Genomic DNA, 15,482 nt, shown 5'->3' with positions numbered 1-15,482 from the left:
GCCCCTGACGGTAATCCTTGACGTCGGCGTCAAGGCAAGGGAGGAGACCGGGGCTCAGCCCTTGAGCTTGAGCACCTCGATCGTGCTCACCCAGTCGTCCGCGCCGTGCCCCTCGGCGACCGCACGGCCGGCGACGGCCTTGATCGCCTCCAGCTGGCCCGTGTCGAGGCCGCGGTCCCGTGACATGTGCAGGAGGTGGTCGACGCTCGCGGTCATCATGCCCAGGTTGGCCTGCTCGCCGTCGTAGTTCCCCGTGTCGATCGCGGCCGCCATGCCGGCCGCGATGTCCGGCAGGATCGCGGTGATGGAGTTCAGGTACGGGGCGAGGGCCGTGGCGGCGACCTTGTCCTCCCGGGCCAGGGCGAAGGCGTGCACCAGGCCCGACATGCTCGCGTAGAAGAGGTCCAGCATCGACAGGTCGTACACGGCGGCGAGCCCGTGGTCCTCGCCCAGGTAGGCACTCCGGCCGGCAAGCTCCTCGAGTACGGTCTCGTACGTCTCGAACACCGGCCGCTCGCCGGCGTAGAGGATCAGCGCCTGCGGCCCGCCGACGAGCTGGGTCGGCACCATCACCGCCCCGTCCAGATACGCGATGCCGTGCTCGCCCGCCCAGGCCGCCGCCGTGCGGGCCCGCTCCGGGGAGTCCGAGGTGAGGTTGACCAGGACGCGGCCCGCGAGGGCGTCGGCGAGCGGTTCGAGGATCGCCTGCGAGGCGTCGTAGTCGACGACGCAGACGACGGTCACCTCGCTCGCCCGGACGGCTTCTTCGGCGGTGGCCGCGAGGACCGCACCGCGTGCGACGAGGTCGTCGCCCTCCCCCTCGGAGCGGTTCCAGACGGTGGTGGGACGGCCGGCGTCCAGGAAGGCGCCGGCGAGTGCGCGGCCCATGGAGCCGAGGCCGATGACGGTTACGGGAGCAAGGTGGCCGGAAGTCATGACCACCATGCTTCGACGCCACCGCCCGACCGACAAGTACCGACTTTTAAGTCCGATACCCACCGGAAGGTAAGCATCGAGGTCAGCGGGCAGAGCCCCTGCCCCGGGCGCGGCGGCCGAGGCAACTGCGGGTGCTGTGCGGGCTGTTGTTCCGCCGCTCGGCCGTCCGGCCGGTACGGAAAGGGTTCCGTACCGGCCGGGCCGCTCTCGTCGCGTCGCCGCGTCGCCGCGTCACACGCCCGCCGCCGCCTTTTCGTCGTTCCGCGCCTCCGGCACGTCCGGCACGTCGCCGTGCGCGTCGTCGAGCAGCGTCTTCTCGTCGAACGGCACCAGACCGGCCAGTACCTGGTCGACCCGCTCCTTGTCGACCTCCTTCGTCCACGTGCCGACCAGCACCGTCGCCACCGCGTTGCCCGCGAAGTTCGTCAGGGCGCGCGCCTCGCTCATGAAGCGGTCGATGCCGACGATCAGGCCGACTCCGTCGACCAGTTCCGGGCGGTGCGACTGGAGGCCGCCGGCCAGGGTGGCCAGTCCGGCCCCGCTGACACCCGCCGCGCCCTTCGACGCGACGAGGAGGAAGAGGAGGAGCGGGATCTGCTCCCCGACCGACATCGGGTCGCCCATGGCCTCGGCGATGAAGAGCGAGGCCATGGTCATGTAGATCATGGTGCCGTCGAGGTTGAAGGAGTAGCCGGTCGGAACCGTGATGCCGACCACCGGCTTGCTGATGCCCAGGTGTTCCATCTTCGCGATGAGCCGCGGGAGGGCGGACTCGGAGGAGGAGGTGGACAGGATCAGCAGGAACTCACGGCCCAGGTATTTGAAGAACGTGAGGATGTTGAGGCCCGCGACGATGCGCAGCAGCCCGGCGAGCACGATGAAGACGAAGAGGAAACAGGTGACGTAGAACCCCAGCATCAGCACGGCGAGGCTCTTCAGGGCGTCCAGGCCGGCCGAGCCGGTGACGGCCGCGATCGCGCCGAAGGCACCGACCGGCGCCGCCCACATCACCATGCCCAGGATGCGGAAGACGAGCCGCTGGATGTGCTCGACACCGCGCAGGACGGGCTGGCCGGCCGAGCCCATGGCCTGCAGCGCGAAGCCGGCGAGCAGCGCCACGAGGAGGGTCTGGAGGACCTCGCCCGTGGTGAAGGCGGAGACGAACGTGGTCGGGATGATCCCGAGCACGAATTCGACCGTGTCCTTGGCCTCGGCCGCGGCCTGGCCCTGCCCCGCCTCCTTGATCGCGTCGGTCACCGCCAGGCTGTCACCGGGGTGCAGCACGTTGCCGACGATCAGGCCGATGGCGAGCGCGACCAGCGACATCACCGTGAAGTAGCCGAGTGCGATGCCACCCACCGCACCGACCTTGGCGGCCTTGCGGACCGAGCCGATGCCCAGCACGATCGTGCAGAAGATGATCGGGGAAATCATCATCTTGATCAGATTGACGAAGCCGGTGCCGAGTGGCTTGAGCTCGACGGCCACACCGGGAGCGGCGAAGCCCACCACGACGCCGAGTGCCACGGCAATGATCACGGCGATGTACAGATAGTGCGTACGGTCCCGTCTTGCGGCTGTGCCTGCCACGGGGTCCTCCTCGTATTGTCCTGCGGCGCCCACGTCCCGATGGGTCCCGGCGACTATCCATCACCCCTGTGACGGCCGTCACCCTTACGTGCATTACGTTCATGGGTTTTCGGCCAGGCACACTTGCGGCATGCGCATCCCCCGCCCACGCAGCCTGGCCGGCCAGCTCTTCGCGATGCAGGTCGTGCTGGTGGCGGTGATCGTCGCGGGGTGTGCGGTCTTCGCGTACGTCTCGGACCGGTCCCAGGCCGAGGAGACCGCGCGGCGGCAGGTGTTCGCCACCGCCACCGCCGTCGCGAAGTCCCCCGCGGTGGTCGAGGCGGCCCGCTCGGACCACCCGACCGGGCTCCTCCAGCCGTACACCGAGGCGCTCCGCAAGGAGGCCGGCGTCACCTTCGTCACGATCATGGCGCCGGACGGCACGCGCTGGACGCATCCGGAGGCGCAGGAGATCGGCAGGACGTACCTGGGGCACACGGGACCCGCCCTGGCGGGCCGCACCTTCGACGAGACGTACGTGGGAGTGCTGGGGCGGTCGGTGCGCGTGGTGGCTCCGGTACGGGACACCGAGGCCCGCGGCGGGCGGATCATCGGGCTCGTCAGCGCGGGCATCACCATCGAGACCATCAGCGCGCAGGTGCGGCAGCAGGTGGCGGCGCTGTCCGGCATGGCCTCGGGCGCGCTCGCCCTGGGCGGCGTCGGTACGTACGTCATCAACGCCCGGCTGCGGCGGCACACGCACGGCATGAACGCCCGCGAGCTGAGCCGCATGCACGACTACCACGAGGCGGCGCTGCACGCGGTGCGCGAGGGCCTGCTGATGCTGGACGGGCGTCAGCGCATCGCGCTGATCAACGACGGCGGGCGCGAACTGCTCGGCCTCGGGCCCGACGCGGTCGGCCGCCCGGTGGCCGAAATGGACCTCCCCGAGCCGCTCACGGCGGCGCTGCTGGCCCCCGGGCCGCGCGTCGACGAGGTGCACCTGACGGCGGACCGGGTAATCGTCGTCAACAGCTCGCCGGTCAGCGGCGGGGAGCGGCGCGGCACGGTCGTGACCCTGCGCGACCACACCGAACTCCAGGCGCTGTCCGGCGAGCTGGACTCGGAGCGCGGCTTCACGCAGGCGCTGCGCTCGCAGGCGCACGAGGCGGCGAACCGCCTGCACACGGTCGTCTCCCTCATCGAACTCGGCCGCGTGGACGAGGCGGTGGAGTTCGCCACGGCGGAGCTGGAGCTGGCCCAGACTCTCACCGACCAGGTCGTCGGCGCGGTCGGCGAGCCGGTGCTCGCGGCGCTGCTGCTGGGCAAGGCGGCGCAGGCGAACGAACGGGGCGTGGCGCTGCTGCTGGACGAGGACAGCCGGATCGACGACGGCCTCCTGCCGGGCACGCTCCCGGCCCGTGACCTGGTGACGATCCTGGGCAACCTGATCGACAACGCGGTGGACGCGGCGCAGGGCAGCGACGGCGCGCGGGTCACGGTGACGGCCCGCACCGACCGGGGCCGCGAGCTGCTGCTGCGGGTCGAGGACACCGGGCCGGGTGTCGACCCGGCCGCCGCGGACGCGGTCTTCGCCCGCGGCTGGTCGACGAAGAGCGCGGGGCGCGGGCTGGGGCTGGCGCTGGTGCGCCAGGCGGTGCACCGGGGCGGCGGCACGGTGGCGCTGACCGAAGCTCACGGGGGCGGCGCGCGGTTCACGGTACGGCTGCCGCTGCGCGCGACGGCGACGGAGAGGGCGGCGGAGGCACGGGTATGACGCGGCAGACCTTCTCCTTTCCCGCCCTTCCTTCCCCCGCCCTTCCTTCCCCCGCCCCTCCCTTCCCCGCCCCTCCCTTCCCCGCCTCTCCTTTCACCGTCCCTCCCTTCCCCGCCCCGCAACCGGAGACGGCCCCATGAACCCGACCCCCATCCGCGTCCTCGTCGTCGAGGACGACCCCGTCGCCGCCGACGCCCATGCGCTGTACGTCGGCCGCGTGCCCGGTTTCGCCGTGGCCGGGGTCGCCCATTCCCGGGCGGAGGCGGTGCGGGCGCTCGACCGGGAACCCGTCGGCCTGCTCCTCCTCGACCTCTACCTGCCCGACGGGCACGGCCTCCAGCTCGTACGTTCGCTGCGCGGCGCCGGCCACACCGCCGACGTCATCGCCGTCACCTCGGCCCGCGACCTGGCCGTCGTACGCGAAGGCGTGTCCCTCGGCGTCGTCCAGTACGTCCTGAAGCCCTTCACCTTCGCCACCCTGCGCGACCGCCTCACCCGCTACGCCGAGTTCCGGGCGGCCGCCGGTGAGGCCAGCGGTCAGGACGAGGTGGACCGGGCGCTCGCCGCCCTGCGCACCCCCCAGCCCGCCGCCCTTCCCAAGGGGCTCAGCGCCCCGACGCTGGAGGCGGTCACCCGTACCCTGCGCGAGGCACCGGACGGCATCACCGCGACCACGGCCGCCGCCGCGGTCGGGATCTCGCGGATCACCGCCCGCCGCTACCTGGAGCACCTGGTCGCGACGGGCCGCGCCGAGCGCAGTCCGCAGTACGGGCAGGTCGGCCGTCCGGAGCTGTACTACCGGTGGACCGCCATGCGCTGAACGACCGCACCGGTCCTCTTCGGGCGGGATCGTAGGACGTTCCTACGATTTGTGATCTTGGGGGAACGCACCGTAGTCGCCGCGGCCCCGCCCTCCGTACGGTGTGCGCGTGCACCCCTCCCCGCCTTTCAACGCTCCCGCCGCGCGCCGTCTGCGCGAAGCCCTGGGAATGGCGCCCGGCCACGTCGCCTACGGGCTGCGTGCGCAGTACGGGCTGAACATCGGCCCCGACCTGGTCACCGCCTGGGAGCGCGGGCTGCGCGCGCCCGGTTCGCAGGAGATCACCGCGCTCGCCGGAGTCCTGTGGTGTTCGGTCGGCGACCTGCTCGCCGCCCCCGCCACGCTGCGCGAGCACCGGATGGCACGGGGCCTCGGGGTGCCCGACCTGGCACGGCTGGTGGGCCTGGACCAGGACGCGTACCGGCGGATGGAGGACGCGGGGCGCTGGCGCGGCAACGAACGGCAGTCGGCGGCGCTCGCCGAGGTGCTCGGCCTTTCGGCGGAGGAGTTCCTCACGGCGACGGGCCGCGACGAGGAGCTGGCGCAGGTGCTGCGCAGCGCGGTGACGACGCGCTGGCAGGCGTACGTACGCCCGACGGCGAAGCTGGTCCCCCTGGAGCGGAGGCAGGTGGAGGACGTGCTCCAGCGGCTGCACGCCGACTACCAGTCGCGGATGGTGGCGACGCTGAGCTGGGGCGGCGATTCGGGGGACGGCGCGGCGGGCCGGGAGTTCCTGGACGAGATCGTCAGCCGTTTCTGGCAGCTGACGCGCTGAGGGGCGGGTCGAACCGGAAGATCTGCGTCGTCGCGTCCGCCGCGCACTTCGTCTGCACCACCTCGGCCCAGAGCTCGCCCGACGGCCCCTCCTCGGCTCCGAGGCACAGACCGGTGTGCAGGGGCCGGATCCGGTAGCCCTCGACGGGGCTGCCGACCGGATCGAGCCGGAAGGTCTCCGCCTCGTCGCGCCTGCCGCAGTAGTCGTTCTCCAGCGAGGCCCCCGTGTGGCGGGCCGACCTCTGGACGCCCAGGCAGCCCTCGCCGGACTCGGGGTGCAGGGTGGCGATGCGCCAGGTGGCGCCGCCGCGCGGCACGAGCGTGAAGCGCGGGGTCGCGCTCTCGCAGGGCCCCTGGAAGAGGTGCCCGGTGGATCCGGCCCGTTCGGTCAGACAGAGCGATGACTTCCCGACCCGGACGGTCCGCTCCCCGGCGGCCGGTGCGCCGTGCGCCCCGCCGTCGGCAGCGCCGCCCGCCCTGCCGCCCGACGCGTACAGCCCGGCCGCCACCGCCGCCGCGATCAGCGCGAGTACGACCGGCACCACCACCACGGCGGGGCACCGCCGCCGCACCCCGCCAGAACCCGCGCCCCCGCCGCGCGCGCCCCTGCCGTCCGCGCCCCTGCCGTCCGCGCCCGCCGGTCCCGCCTCCCCGCCGTGCACGCCCTCGACGCCCTCGCTCCCGCCGCCCGCCTTCTCGGGGCCGGTACCCGGCAGCGCGGCGGCCGGAGGCGGGGTGGCCGGCGCCGTGGGCCGCGGCTCGCGGAGGGAGCGGGCGGAGCGGGTGGAGAGCTCCTTGCGGACCTTCAGCCAGCTCTCGACCGTCCCGGGGCCGCAGCCGCACGCCCGTACGTACGCCGCCACCAGTTCCTCGCGGGGCAGCGTCGCGCGCGCCAGCATGTTGGCGACCGTGGAGCGCGGCAGTACGTCACCGGCGGCCTCCGCCCGCACCGTCAGCTCCCGGTAGGTGAGACCCGACCAGTCCTTGAGCGCGCGGAGCGCGGCGATGAGCTCGCCGGCGTTCCGTATCCCGTACGGATCCGGGGATCCCTCGTCGTCGGACATGCGCGTTCCTGCCTCTCCCGCCCCGCCGGACAGAGTTGGGACATGTCCGGGACAAGGAAAAGACTTGTTGAAAGGGGCGCGCAACTCAAGAGTGGAAACCGGCTGCTCCAGCCGGAAAGCAGCCGAGCGGCCCTGGTCGTCCACGGGGGAGTCGACCAGGGCCGCCCGGCACACGAAGCGGGTGAAGCAGGCGAAGCGCGCGAATCGGGTGAGGGCGCGGCTAGAAGACGGATTCCGCCTCGTACATCCGCTCCTCCGGCACCGTCTTCAGCTCCTCGACGCCCGCGGCCAGCGGCACCGTCGTGATCTCGGTGCCGGTCAGCGCCGTCATCCTGCCGAAGTCGCCCCGGTGCACCGCCTCCACCGCGTGCCAGCCGAAGCGGGTCGCGAGGACACGGTCGTACGCCGTCGGGGTGCCGCCGCGCTGGACGTGGCCGAGGATGACCGGCCGGGCCTCCTTGCCGAGCCGCTTCTCCAGCTCGCTCGCGAGCCGGTTGCCGATGCCGGTGAAGCGCTCGTGCCCGAACTGGTCGATGGCGCCCTTCTCGTACGGCATGGAGCCCTCGGTCGGACGCGCGCCTTCCGCGATGCACACGACCGCGAACTTCTTGCCGCGCGCGAAGCGTTCCTCGACCATCTTCACCAGGTCGTCGACCTCGAAGGGGCGCTCGGGCAGGCAGATGCCGTGCGCGCCGCCCGCCATCCCGGACTCCAGCGCGATCCACCCCGCGTGCCGGCCCATGACCTCGACGACCATGACGCGCTGGTGCGACTCGGCGGTGGTCTTGAGACGGTCTATGGCCTCGGTCGCGACACCCACGGCCGTGTCGAAGCCGAAGGTGCGGTCGGTGCCGTTGATGTCGTTGTCGATGGTCTTGGGCACGCCGACGACCGGCATCCCCGCGTCCGACAGCATCCGGGACGCGGTCAGCGTGCCCTCGCCGCCGATCGGGATCAGCGCGTCGATGCCGGTGCGCTCCGACAGCTCGTGCCAGTTCTCGGCCGCTTCGCGCAGCCGGTTGCGCTCCAGACGCGCGGAACCCAGGATCGTACCGCCGCGGGAGAGGATGCCACTGACGGCGTTGAGGTCGAGCGGGCGGTAGTGGCCGTCGAGCAGGCCCTTGAAACCGTCCTCGAACCCGATGACTTCGTCGCCGTGACCTGCCACGGCACGGTGCACGACCGACCGGATCACTGCGTTCAGCCCCGGGCAGTCTCCGCCTGCGGTGAGAACTCCGATACGCATCGTGCTGTGTCTCCTGCTCGCTAGTGGTACATGTGAGCCAGAACCCGATTGTTTCACGGCTCGCATGGGCTCCGCGCTTCCGGCTACTCCGGTCACAGGGCCCGGACAGGGCCTCGCCGGGGCCGCCGCGCAACCGCCGCGCAGCCCGTACGGGGCCTTCGCTCCCGGGCCTCACAGCCCCCTTGCCCGGCGGGCGCCCTATCCACCCGCACAGGTATTGTCAAGAGGGCAAGACCACCCTAACTGGACGGAGAGCACACGTGACGCGCAGCGTGTACGTGACCGGGATCGACCGGGGAGACGGCCGGCAGGTCATCGAGCTGGGAGTCATGGAGCTCCTGACGCGCCAGGTGGACCGGGTGGGCGTGTTCCGTCCTCTGGTCCACGACGGGCCGGACCGGCTCTTCGACCTGCTGCGCGCCCGGTACCGGCTGACGCAGGACCCGGCGACCGGATACGGAATGTACTACCAGGAGGCGGCGGCCCTTCAGGCCGAGAAGGGCACCGACGAGCTGGTGTCCCGCATCGTCGACCGCTTCCACCGGGTGGCGCGGGACTACGAGGTCGTCCTGGTGCTCGGTACGGACTTCGCCGACACCCAGCTGCCCGAGGAGCTGGCCCTGAACGCCCGCCTCGCCAACGAGTTCGGCGCCTCGGTCATCCCGGTGGTCGGCGGCAGGAAGCAGCCCGCCGACGCGGTGCGCGCCGAGACCCGCAACGCGTACCGCGCGTACGAGGCCCTGGGCTGCCAGGTCCTCGCGATGGTGGCCAACCGCGTCGCCCCGGCCGACCGCGCCGAGGTCGCCGAGCGCCTGAGGACCCGTCTCCCGGTGCCCTGCTACGTCCTGCCGGACGAGCCCGCGCTGTCCGCCCCCACGGTCGCCCAGATCACCCACGCCCTCGGCGGCAAGGTGCTGCTCGGCGACGACTCGGGCCTGGCGCGCGACGCCCTGGACTTCGTCTTCGGCGGCGCGATGCTGCCGAACTTCCTGAACGCCCTGACCCCCGGCTGCCTCGTCGTGACCCCCGGCGACCGCGCCGACCTGGTGGTGGGCGCGCTCGCCGCGCACAGCGCCGGGACCCCTCCCATAGCGGGCGTACTCCTCACCCTCGACGAGCGCCCCGGCGCCGAGGTCCTCACCCTCGCCTCGCGCCTCGCGCCCGGCACCCCGGTGGTCTCGGTGGCCGGCGGCTCCTTCCCCACCGCGGGCGAACTCTTCGCCCTGGAGGGCAAGCTCAACGCCGCCACCCCCCGCAAGGCGGAGACCGCGCTCGGCCTCTTCGAGCGGTACGTCGACACCGCCGACCTGCTGACCCGGATGTCGGTGGCCCGCAGCGGCCGCGTGACCCCGATGATGTTCGAGCACGAGCTGCTGGAGCGGGCCCGGTCCAACCGCCGCCGCGTCGTGCTGCCCGAGGGCACCGAGGAGCGCGTGCTGCGCGCCGCCGACGTGCTGCTGCGCCGCGACGTGTGCGACCTGACGCTGCTCGGCGACGTCGACATCCTGCGCAAGAAGGCCGCCGACCTGGGCATCGACCTCACGAAGACCCAGCTCATCGACCCGCAGACCTCCGAGCTGCGCGGCCGTTTCGCGGAGTCGTACGCGATGCTGCGCGCCCACAAGGGCGTCAGCGTGGAGCTGGCGTACGACGTGGTGGCCGACGTCAACTACTTCGGCACGATGATGGTCCACGAGGGCCTGGCCGACGGCATGGTGTCGGGCTCGGTGCACTCCACCGCCGCGACCATCCGTCCCGCCTTCGAGATCATCAAGACCAAGCCGGACGCCAAGATCGTCTCGTCGGTCTTCTTCATGCTGCTCGCCGACAAGGCCCTCGTGTACGGCGACTGCGCGGTCAACCCGGACCCGGACGCCGTGCAGCTCGCGGACATCGCCGTCCAGTCGGCGGCCACGGCCGCGAAGTTCGGCGTGGCCCCGCGGATCGCGATGCTGTCGTACTCGACCGGCAGCTCCGGCACCGGCGCGGACGTCGACAAGGTGCGCGAGGCCACCGAGCTGGTGCGCGCCACCCGTCCCGACCTGCCGGTCGAGGGGCCGATCCAGTACGACGCCGCGGTCGAGCCGTCCGTGGCCGCCACCAAGCTGCCCGGCTCCGAGGTCGCGGGCCAGGCGTCGGTGCTGATCTTCCCGGACCTGAACACCGGCAACAACACCTACAAGGCCGTCCAGCGCTCGGCCGGCGCCGTCGCCGTAGGCCCGGTCCTCCAGGGCCTGAACAAGCCGGTCAACGACCTCTCGCGCGGCGCCCTGGTCCAGGACATCGTCAACACGGTCGCCATCACGGCGATCCAGGCCCAGGGCGAGACCGCATGACGTCCGCGCCCACCCCTCCGACCCCTCCGAACCCAGAAAGCACCGCACCCGTGACTGCTGCCACGCGCGTCCTCGTCCTCAACTCCGGCTCCTCGTCGGTGAAGTACCAGCTGCTCGACATGCGCGACAGCACGCGTCTCGCCGTCGGCCTGGTCGAGCGGATCGGTGAGGAGACCTCGCGCCTGGTGCACACCCCGCTGACCGGCGACGGCGGCAGCGACGAGAAGCGCGAGCGCACCGGCCCGATCGCCGACCACGCGGCCGCGCTGGAGGCCGTCGCCGGAGAACTGTCGCGCGACGGGCTCGGCCTGGACTCCCCCGCGCTGGCCGCCATCGGCCACCGGGTGGTGCACGGCGGGCTGAAGTTCAGCGAGCCGACCGTGATCACCGACGAGGTGCTGAAGGAGGTCGAGCGGCTCGTCCCGGTCGCCCCGCTGCACAACCCGGCGAACATCACCGGCATCCGCACGGCGCAGTCGCTGCGCCCCGACCTGCCGCAGGTCGCCGTCTTCGACACGGCCTTCCACACGACGATGCCGGAGTCCGCGGCCCGGTACGCGATCGACGTCGAGACCGCCGACGCCCATCGCATCCGCCGCTACGGCTTCCACGGCACCTCGCACGCGTACGTCTCCCACGAGACGGCCAGGCTGCTGGGCAAGGACCCGTCCGAGGTCAACGTCATCGTGCTGCACCTGGGCAACGGGGCCTCGGCGACCGCCGTGCGGGGCGGGCAGTGCGTGGACACCTCGATGGGGCTGACGCCCTTGGAGGGGCTCGTGATGGGTACGCGCTCCGGTGACATCGATCCGGCGGTGACGTTCCACCTCATGCGGGTCGCCGGGATGTCCGCCGACGAGATCGACGTACTGCTCAACAAGAAGAGCGGTCTGGTCGGCCTGTGCGGTGACAACGACATGCGGGAGATACGCCGCCGTATCGACGAGGGCGACGAGCGGGCGCAGCTGGCTTTCGATATCTACATCCACCGGCTGAAGAAGTACATCGGTGCCTATTACGCCGTTCTGGGCCGGGTCGACGCGGTGGTGTTCACGGCGGGAGTCGGTGAGAACGCGGCGCCGGTACGCGCGGCCGCTATCGCGGGACTGGAGGAAATGGGCCTGGCGGTGGACGCTGATCTCAACGCCGTACGGGCGGATTCGGCGCGGCTGATCTCGCCGGAGTACGCCCGGGTCGCGGTCGCCGTCGTACCGACCGACGAAGAATTGGAAATCGCCCGGCAGACGTATGCATTGGTCAACGCCTGAGCGGCCTCCCGCCCATTTGTACATTCCACCAGACGGAATATTCCGCAGCGAAACAAACCGATAGGATCCGCCTCATGCGCCGTTCCAAAATCGTTTGCACACTGGGTCCCGCCGTCGACTCCCACGACCAGCTTGTGGCTCTGATCGAGGCAGGCATGAGCGTGGCCCGCTTCAACTTCAGCCACGGCACCCACGCCGAGCACCAGGGCCGGTACGACCTGGTCCGCAAGGCCGCCGAAGAGACCGGCCGCGCGGTGGGCGTGCTCGCCGACCTCCAGGGCCCGAAGATCCGGCTGGCGAAGTTCGCCGAGGGGCCGGTCGAACTGGTCCGCGGGGACGAGTTCGTCATCACCGCCGAGGACGTCCCGGGCGACAAGTCGATCTGCGGCACGACCTACAAGGGTCTGCCCGGCGACGTCTCCAAGGGCGACCCGATCCTGATCAACGACGGCAACGTCGAACTCAAGGTCACCGCGGTCGAGGGCCCGCGGGTCCACACCATCGTGATCGAGGGCGGTGTGGTCTCCGACCACAAGGGCATCAACCTGCCCGGTGCGGCGGTCAACGTCCCGGCCCTGTCGGAGAAGGACGTCGAGGACCTGCGCTTCGCCCTGCGGATGGGCTGCGACATGGTCGCGCTGTCCTTCGTGCGCGACGCCGACGACATCAAGGACGTCCACAAGGTGATGGACGAGGAGGGCCGCCGGGTCCCCGTCATCGCCAAGGTCGAGAAGCCGCAGGCCGTCGAGCACATGGAGGGCGTCGTCATGGCGTTCGACGGTGTGATGGTCGCCCGTGGTGACCTGGCCGTCGAGTATCCGCTCGAAAAGGTCCCGATGGTGCAGAAGCGCCTCATCGAGCTGTGCCGCCGCAACGCCAAGCCGGTGATCGTCGCGACCCAGATGATGGAGTCGATGATCACCAACTCGCGTCCGACGCGCGCCGAGGCGTCCGACGTGGCCAACGCGATCCTGGACGGGGCCGACGCGGTCATGCTGTCCGCGGAGTCCTCGGTCGGGGCGTACCCGATCGAGACGGTCAAGACGATGTCGAAGATCGTCGTCGCGGCCGAGGAGGAGCTGCTCTCCAAGGGCCTCCAGCCGCTGGTCCCCGGCAAGAAGCCCCGTACGCAGGGCGGTTCGGTCGCCCGCGCGGCCGCCGAGATCGCGGACTTCCTGAACGGCAAGGCACTGGTCGCCTTCACCAAGTCCGGCGACACGGCCCGACGGCTCTCGCGCTACCGCGCGGCGCAGCCGATCCTGGCCTTCACCACCGACGTCGGCACCCGCAACCAGCTCGCGCTCAGCTGGGGCGTCGAGTCCTTCGTCGTCCCGCACGTGGACAACACCGACGCGATGGTGGAGCTGGTGGACGCCGAGCTGCTCAAGCTCCAGCGCTACAACAACGGCGACACCATGGTCATCACCGCCGGCTCGCCCCCCGGCATCCCCGGCACCACCAACATGGTCCGGGTGCACCACCTGGGCGGCGGCGAACGCGACTGACGTCGCACGCTTCCGCTTCCGCGGTACGTGAACGGCGGTGGCCCGCCCCTGATCGAGACGATCGAGGGGTGGGCCACCGCCGTTGCTGCTGCTGTTGCTGCTGCGGCCGGCCTCGCTCTCAGCCGGTGAGGAAGTTGTGCAGGCCGGGGATCGTGAGGGTGCCGCCGAACTGGCCGGCCTGGGTCACCTTGACGTCCGTGAACATGGCGATCGGGATGTTCAGCGGGGGCGGGGTCTGCGGACTGAACGTGACCGGGATGAGGCCGAAGAGGTTGCCCTTCAGCTCCTCCGTGTACATGGTGACCGTGGAGTCGCGGAGGGTCGACGTGGAGCCCTTCGCGGCCTGCGCGTGCATCGTGGTGCCGCCCGGCCCGACGACCTTCTGGTGCAGGTCCTTGATGTCGGTCTCCACCGCGGTGAACTTCAGGACCTTCTTGATCTTGCCGCTGCCGGTTCTGACCTCGACGATGCCCTTGTAGTCGAGCCCGCGCAGGGTGAGCATCGAGCTCTCCAGGATCCACGGGTCGTCCGGCAGGGCCGGGATCCCCTGCTCCAGTTCGGCGTTCGCGAGCGCCTCGGGGTCCGCCGTCGGGCAGGGGAAGGGCTCCTTGCCGTCGGCGTCCGCGGCGGGGCCCTCGGTCGCGCCGTCCGCCGCTTCGTCCGCGGCGCCGTCGGTACCGTCCGCGTCGTGCGCGTCTTTCGCGTCGTTCGCGCTGTCCTTGACCTCGTCGCCGAGTTCCTCGACCTTCACGCCCGCCTTGTCCGCCGCGTCCTTGATGGCGTCCTTGGTCCTGTCGGCCGCGTCGCCCACCGGATTCTCGGCGGCCGGGTCCTTCGGCTCACTCGCCTCCGGCTTGCCGGCGTCGGGCTTGGCGGTCGCGCTCTCGCCGGTGGCGGGCTTCGACTCGGACGGCTCGGGAGCGGCGGTTTCCTTGTCCGGCCCGTCGAGTACGTCCTTGATCGCGTCGCCCACACCCAGCGGGTCGAGCGGGTTCCTGGTTTCACTCTCCGTCGGCTTCGGGGCAGGCGTCGCGGTCTTGCCCGTCTCCGGCTCCTTGGCGGGCTCGGTGGCCGGCGCGGTGGTGCTCGCGCTCGCCGACGGCGTCTCGCCCGGCTCCGGGGTTTCCGTCTCCGCGGGCTTGTCCGACGTCTCACCCGGGCCGGGCGTGGCCGTCGGGGACGAGGGCGCGTCCGAGGGGGACCTGGACGCGGAGGCGTCCGGGGCAGGAGCCTCCGAGGCGGAGGCGTCCGGGTCAGGAGTGTCCGACCGGGTCACGCAGGGGCCCGGGGCGAACGGGTTCGTCACCTGGTCGTCGGCGAGGGCCGGCTTGGGGGTGAGCGCCATGCCGACGAACACCGCCGTGGGCATCGCGGCCAGGGCCATCGCCTTGCCCGCGGGTATCTGCAACTTCGTCAGGAGCGACTTCCTGGGGGCCGCGTGACGCGGTCCCTTCCTCTCACGGGTCCCGTCCCTGCCGTTCGCGGACAGCTCCGTCTCGTCACCCCGCACTGTTCCTCCCGCCGTTGGCGTCAACAGATGTGTCGGTCGCGTACGAGCCGTCCTGGCCGGCTCTGAGGTCAGGGCGCACGGGGAGGCCGGGGCGTACGGGGCCGGCCGCTTCGCCGTCCGGGTCCGGCCGTTCGTCGGGCGCCTCGGCCGGCACGGGTTTCGCCGGCTCGCCCGGAGCCCACGAGATCGACAGCGCTCCACCGATCAGGGCCAGCAGAAAACCCACCACCAGGCCACCGAAGTTGGACACCGGAAGGGAGACCAGCGCCAGCAGGATCGACGCGATACCGGCGAACACCCGCACGATGTGGTGGAACCACATCGTCAGTCCCAGGGTGATCAGCAGTACGCCGATGATCAGCGAACCCGCGCCCGCCGTGGTGGCCATCGTCAGCGTGAGGTGGCCGAGCGTGACATCGGCATAGGGGACGTAGGCGATCGGTACGCCCCCGAGCAGCGTGAGCAGCCCCGCCCAGAACGGCCGGGCCCCCCGCCAGGCGCGGAAGCGGAGCCGCCAGTAGGTGAATCCGCGGGAACCTGTGGACTCAGTGCTCATGAAAACAGCTCCCTGAAACGATGTTGCCATGAAGAGAAGGTGGGAACGGGGCGGGCCGGGGCCACCAGCGTCGTGGACCCCTTGAGCAGCACCGTCGCCCCATACAGCGCGGCCAGCTCCC

General features: G+C 71.4%; 12 protein-coding genes. 6 read left to right on the top strand and 6 right to left on the bottom strand.

Annotated features, from left to right (window positions below):
- Positions 1-54: 54 nt before the first annotated feature.
- On the bottom strand, positions 55-936 hold the full coding sequence (locus ACWD0Y_RS11095) for an NAD(P)-dependent oxidoreductase (RefSeq protein ID WP_450260087.1): 882 nt from the start codon (positions 934-936) through the stop codon (positions 55-57).
- 231 nt (positions 937-1,167) lie between these two features.
- Entirely contained in the window at positions 1,168-2,526 is a 1,359-nt protein-coding gene (locus ACWD0Y_RS11090; protein WP_450260086.1) for a cation:dicarboxylate symporter family transporter, read from the bottom strand.
- Between the two features lie 130 nt (positions 2,527-2,656).
- Here ACWD0Y_RS11090 and ACWD0Y_RS11085 point away from each other — a divergent pair, with 130 nt between their 5' ends.
- From ACWD0Y_RS11085 to ACWD0Y_RS11075, 3 genes are all read left to right on the top strand, one after another.
- Positions 2,657-4,282: a sensor histidine kinase gene (locus tag ACWD0Y_RS11085; protein ID WP_450260085.1), complete on the top strand. Its 1,626-nt coding sequence runs from the start codon at positions 2,657-2,659 to the stop codon at positions 4,280-4,282.
- A gap of 136 nt (positions 4,283-4,418) precedes the next feature.
- A complete protein-coding gene (locus ACWD0Y_RS11080) occupies positions 4,419-5,102 on the top strand; it encodes a response regulator (RefSeq protein ID WP_450260084.1) in 684 nt (227 codons plus the stop codon).
- A gap of 103 nt (positions 5,103-5,205) precedes the next feature.
- Positions 5,206-5,877 (top strand): helix-turn-helix domain-containing protein, encoded by a 672-nt coding sequence (locus tag ACWD0Y_RS11075; RefSeq protein ID WP_450260083.1) that lies wholly within the window; start codon positions 5,206-5,208, stop codon positions 5,875-5,877.
- Here the strand turns inward: ACWD0Y_RS11075 and ACWD0Y_RS11070 are convergent.
- Both ACWD0Y_RS11070 and ACWD0Y_RS11065 read right to left on the bottom strand, forming a co-directional pair.
- The gene (locus ACWD0Y_RS11070) at positions 5,849-6,940 is read right to left on the bottom strand and encodes a hypothetical protein (protein WP_450260082.1); all 1,092 of its coding nucleotides are present in this window, start codon (positions 6,938-6,940) and stop codon (positions 5,849-5,851) included. The two genes, ACWD0Y_RS11075 and ACWD0Y_RS11070, sit on opposite strands and share 29 nt — an antisense overlap.
- A 220-nt stretch (positions 6,941-7,160) precedes the next feature.
- Entirely contained in the window at positions 7,161-8,186 is a 1,026-nt protein-coding gene (locus ACWD0Y_RS11065) for an ATP-dependent 6-phosphofructokinase (protein WP_450260081.1), read from the bottom strand.
- Positions 8,187-8,446: 260 nt separating this feature from the next.
- Here ACWD0Y_RS11065 and pta point away from each other — a divergent pair, with 260 nt between their 5' ends.
- The 3 genes from pta (at position 8,447) to pyk (ending at position 13,295) form a co-directional block, all read left to right on the top strand.
- A complete protein-coding gene (gene pta / locus ACWD0Y_RS11060; protein ID WP_450260080.1) occupies positions 8,447-10,522 on the top strand; it encodes a phosphate acetyltransferase in 2,076 nt (691 codons plus the stop codon).
- Complete coding sequence (locus ACWD0Y_RS11055; protein WP_450260079.1) at positions 10,519-11,790, top strand: acetate kinase; 1,272 nt, start codon at positions 10,519-10,521, stop codon at positions 11,788-11,790. Before pta ends, ACWD0Y_RS11055 begins: the two co-directional genes overlap by 4 nt.
- 74 nt (positions 11,791-11,864) lie before the next feature.
- Positions 11,865-13,295, top strand: coding sequence for a pyruvate kinase (gene pyk / locus ACWD0Y_RS11050; RefSeq protein ID WP_450260078.1), 1,431 nt, complete (start codon positions 11,865-11,867; stop codon positions 13,293-13,295).
- 118 nt (positions 13,296-13,413) lie between these two features.
- Here pyk and ACWD0Y_RS11045 read toward each other — a convergent pair whose 3' ends face one another.
- Together ACWD0Y_RS11045 and ACWD0Y_RS11040 are read right to left on the bottom strand one after the other, a co-directional pair.
- On the bottom strand, positions 13,414-14,805 hold the full coding sequence (locus ACWD0Y_RS11045; RefSeq protein ID WP_450260077.1) for a hypothetical protein: 1,392 nt from the start codon (positions 14,803-14,805) through the stop codon (positions 13,414-13,416).
- Positions 14,795-15,361, bottom strand: coding sequence for a DUF6114 domain-containing protein (locus ACWD0Y_RS11040; RefSeq protein WP_450260076.1), 567 nt, complete (start codon positions 15,359-15,361; stop codon positions 14,795-14,797). The genes ACWD0Y_RS11045 and ACWD0Y_RS11040 overlap by 11 nt, the downstream gene beginning before the upstream one ends.
- Positions 15,362-15,482: the final 121 nt, after the last annotated feature.

The sequence above is a fragment of the Streptomyces altiplanensis genome (assembly GCF_053591575.1).
Note: the sequence above shows the minus strand (reverse complement) of the source record. Positions and strands in the feature narration are given on the sequence as shown.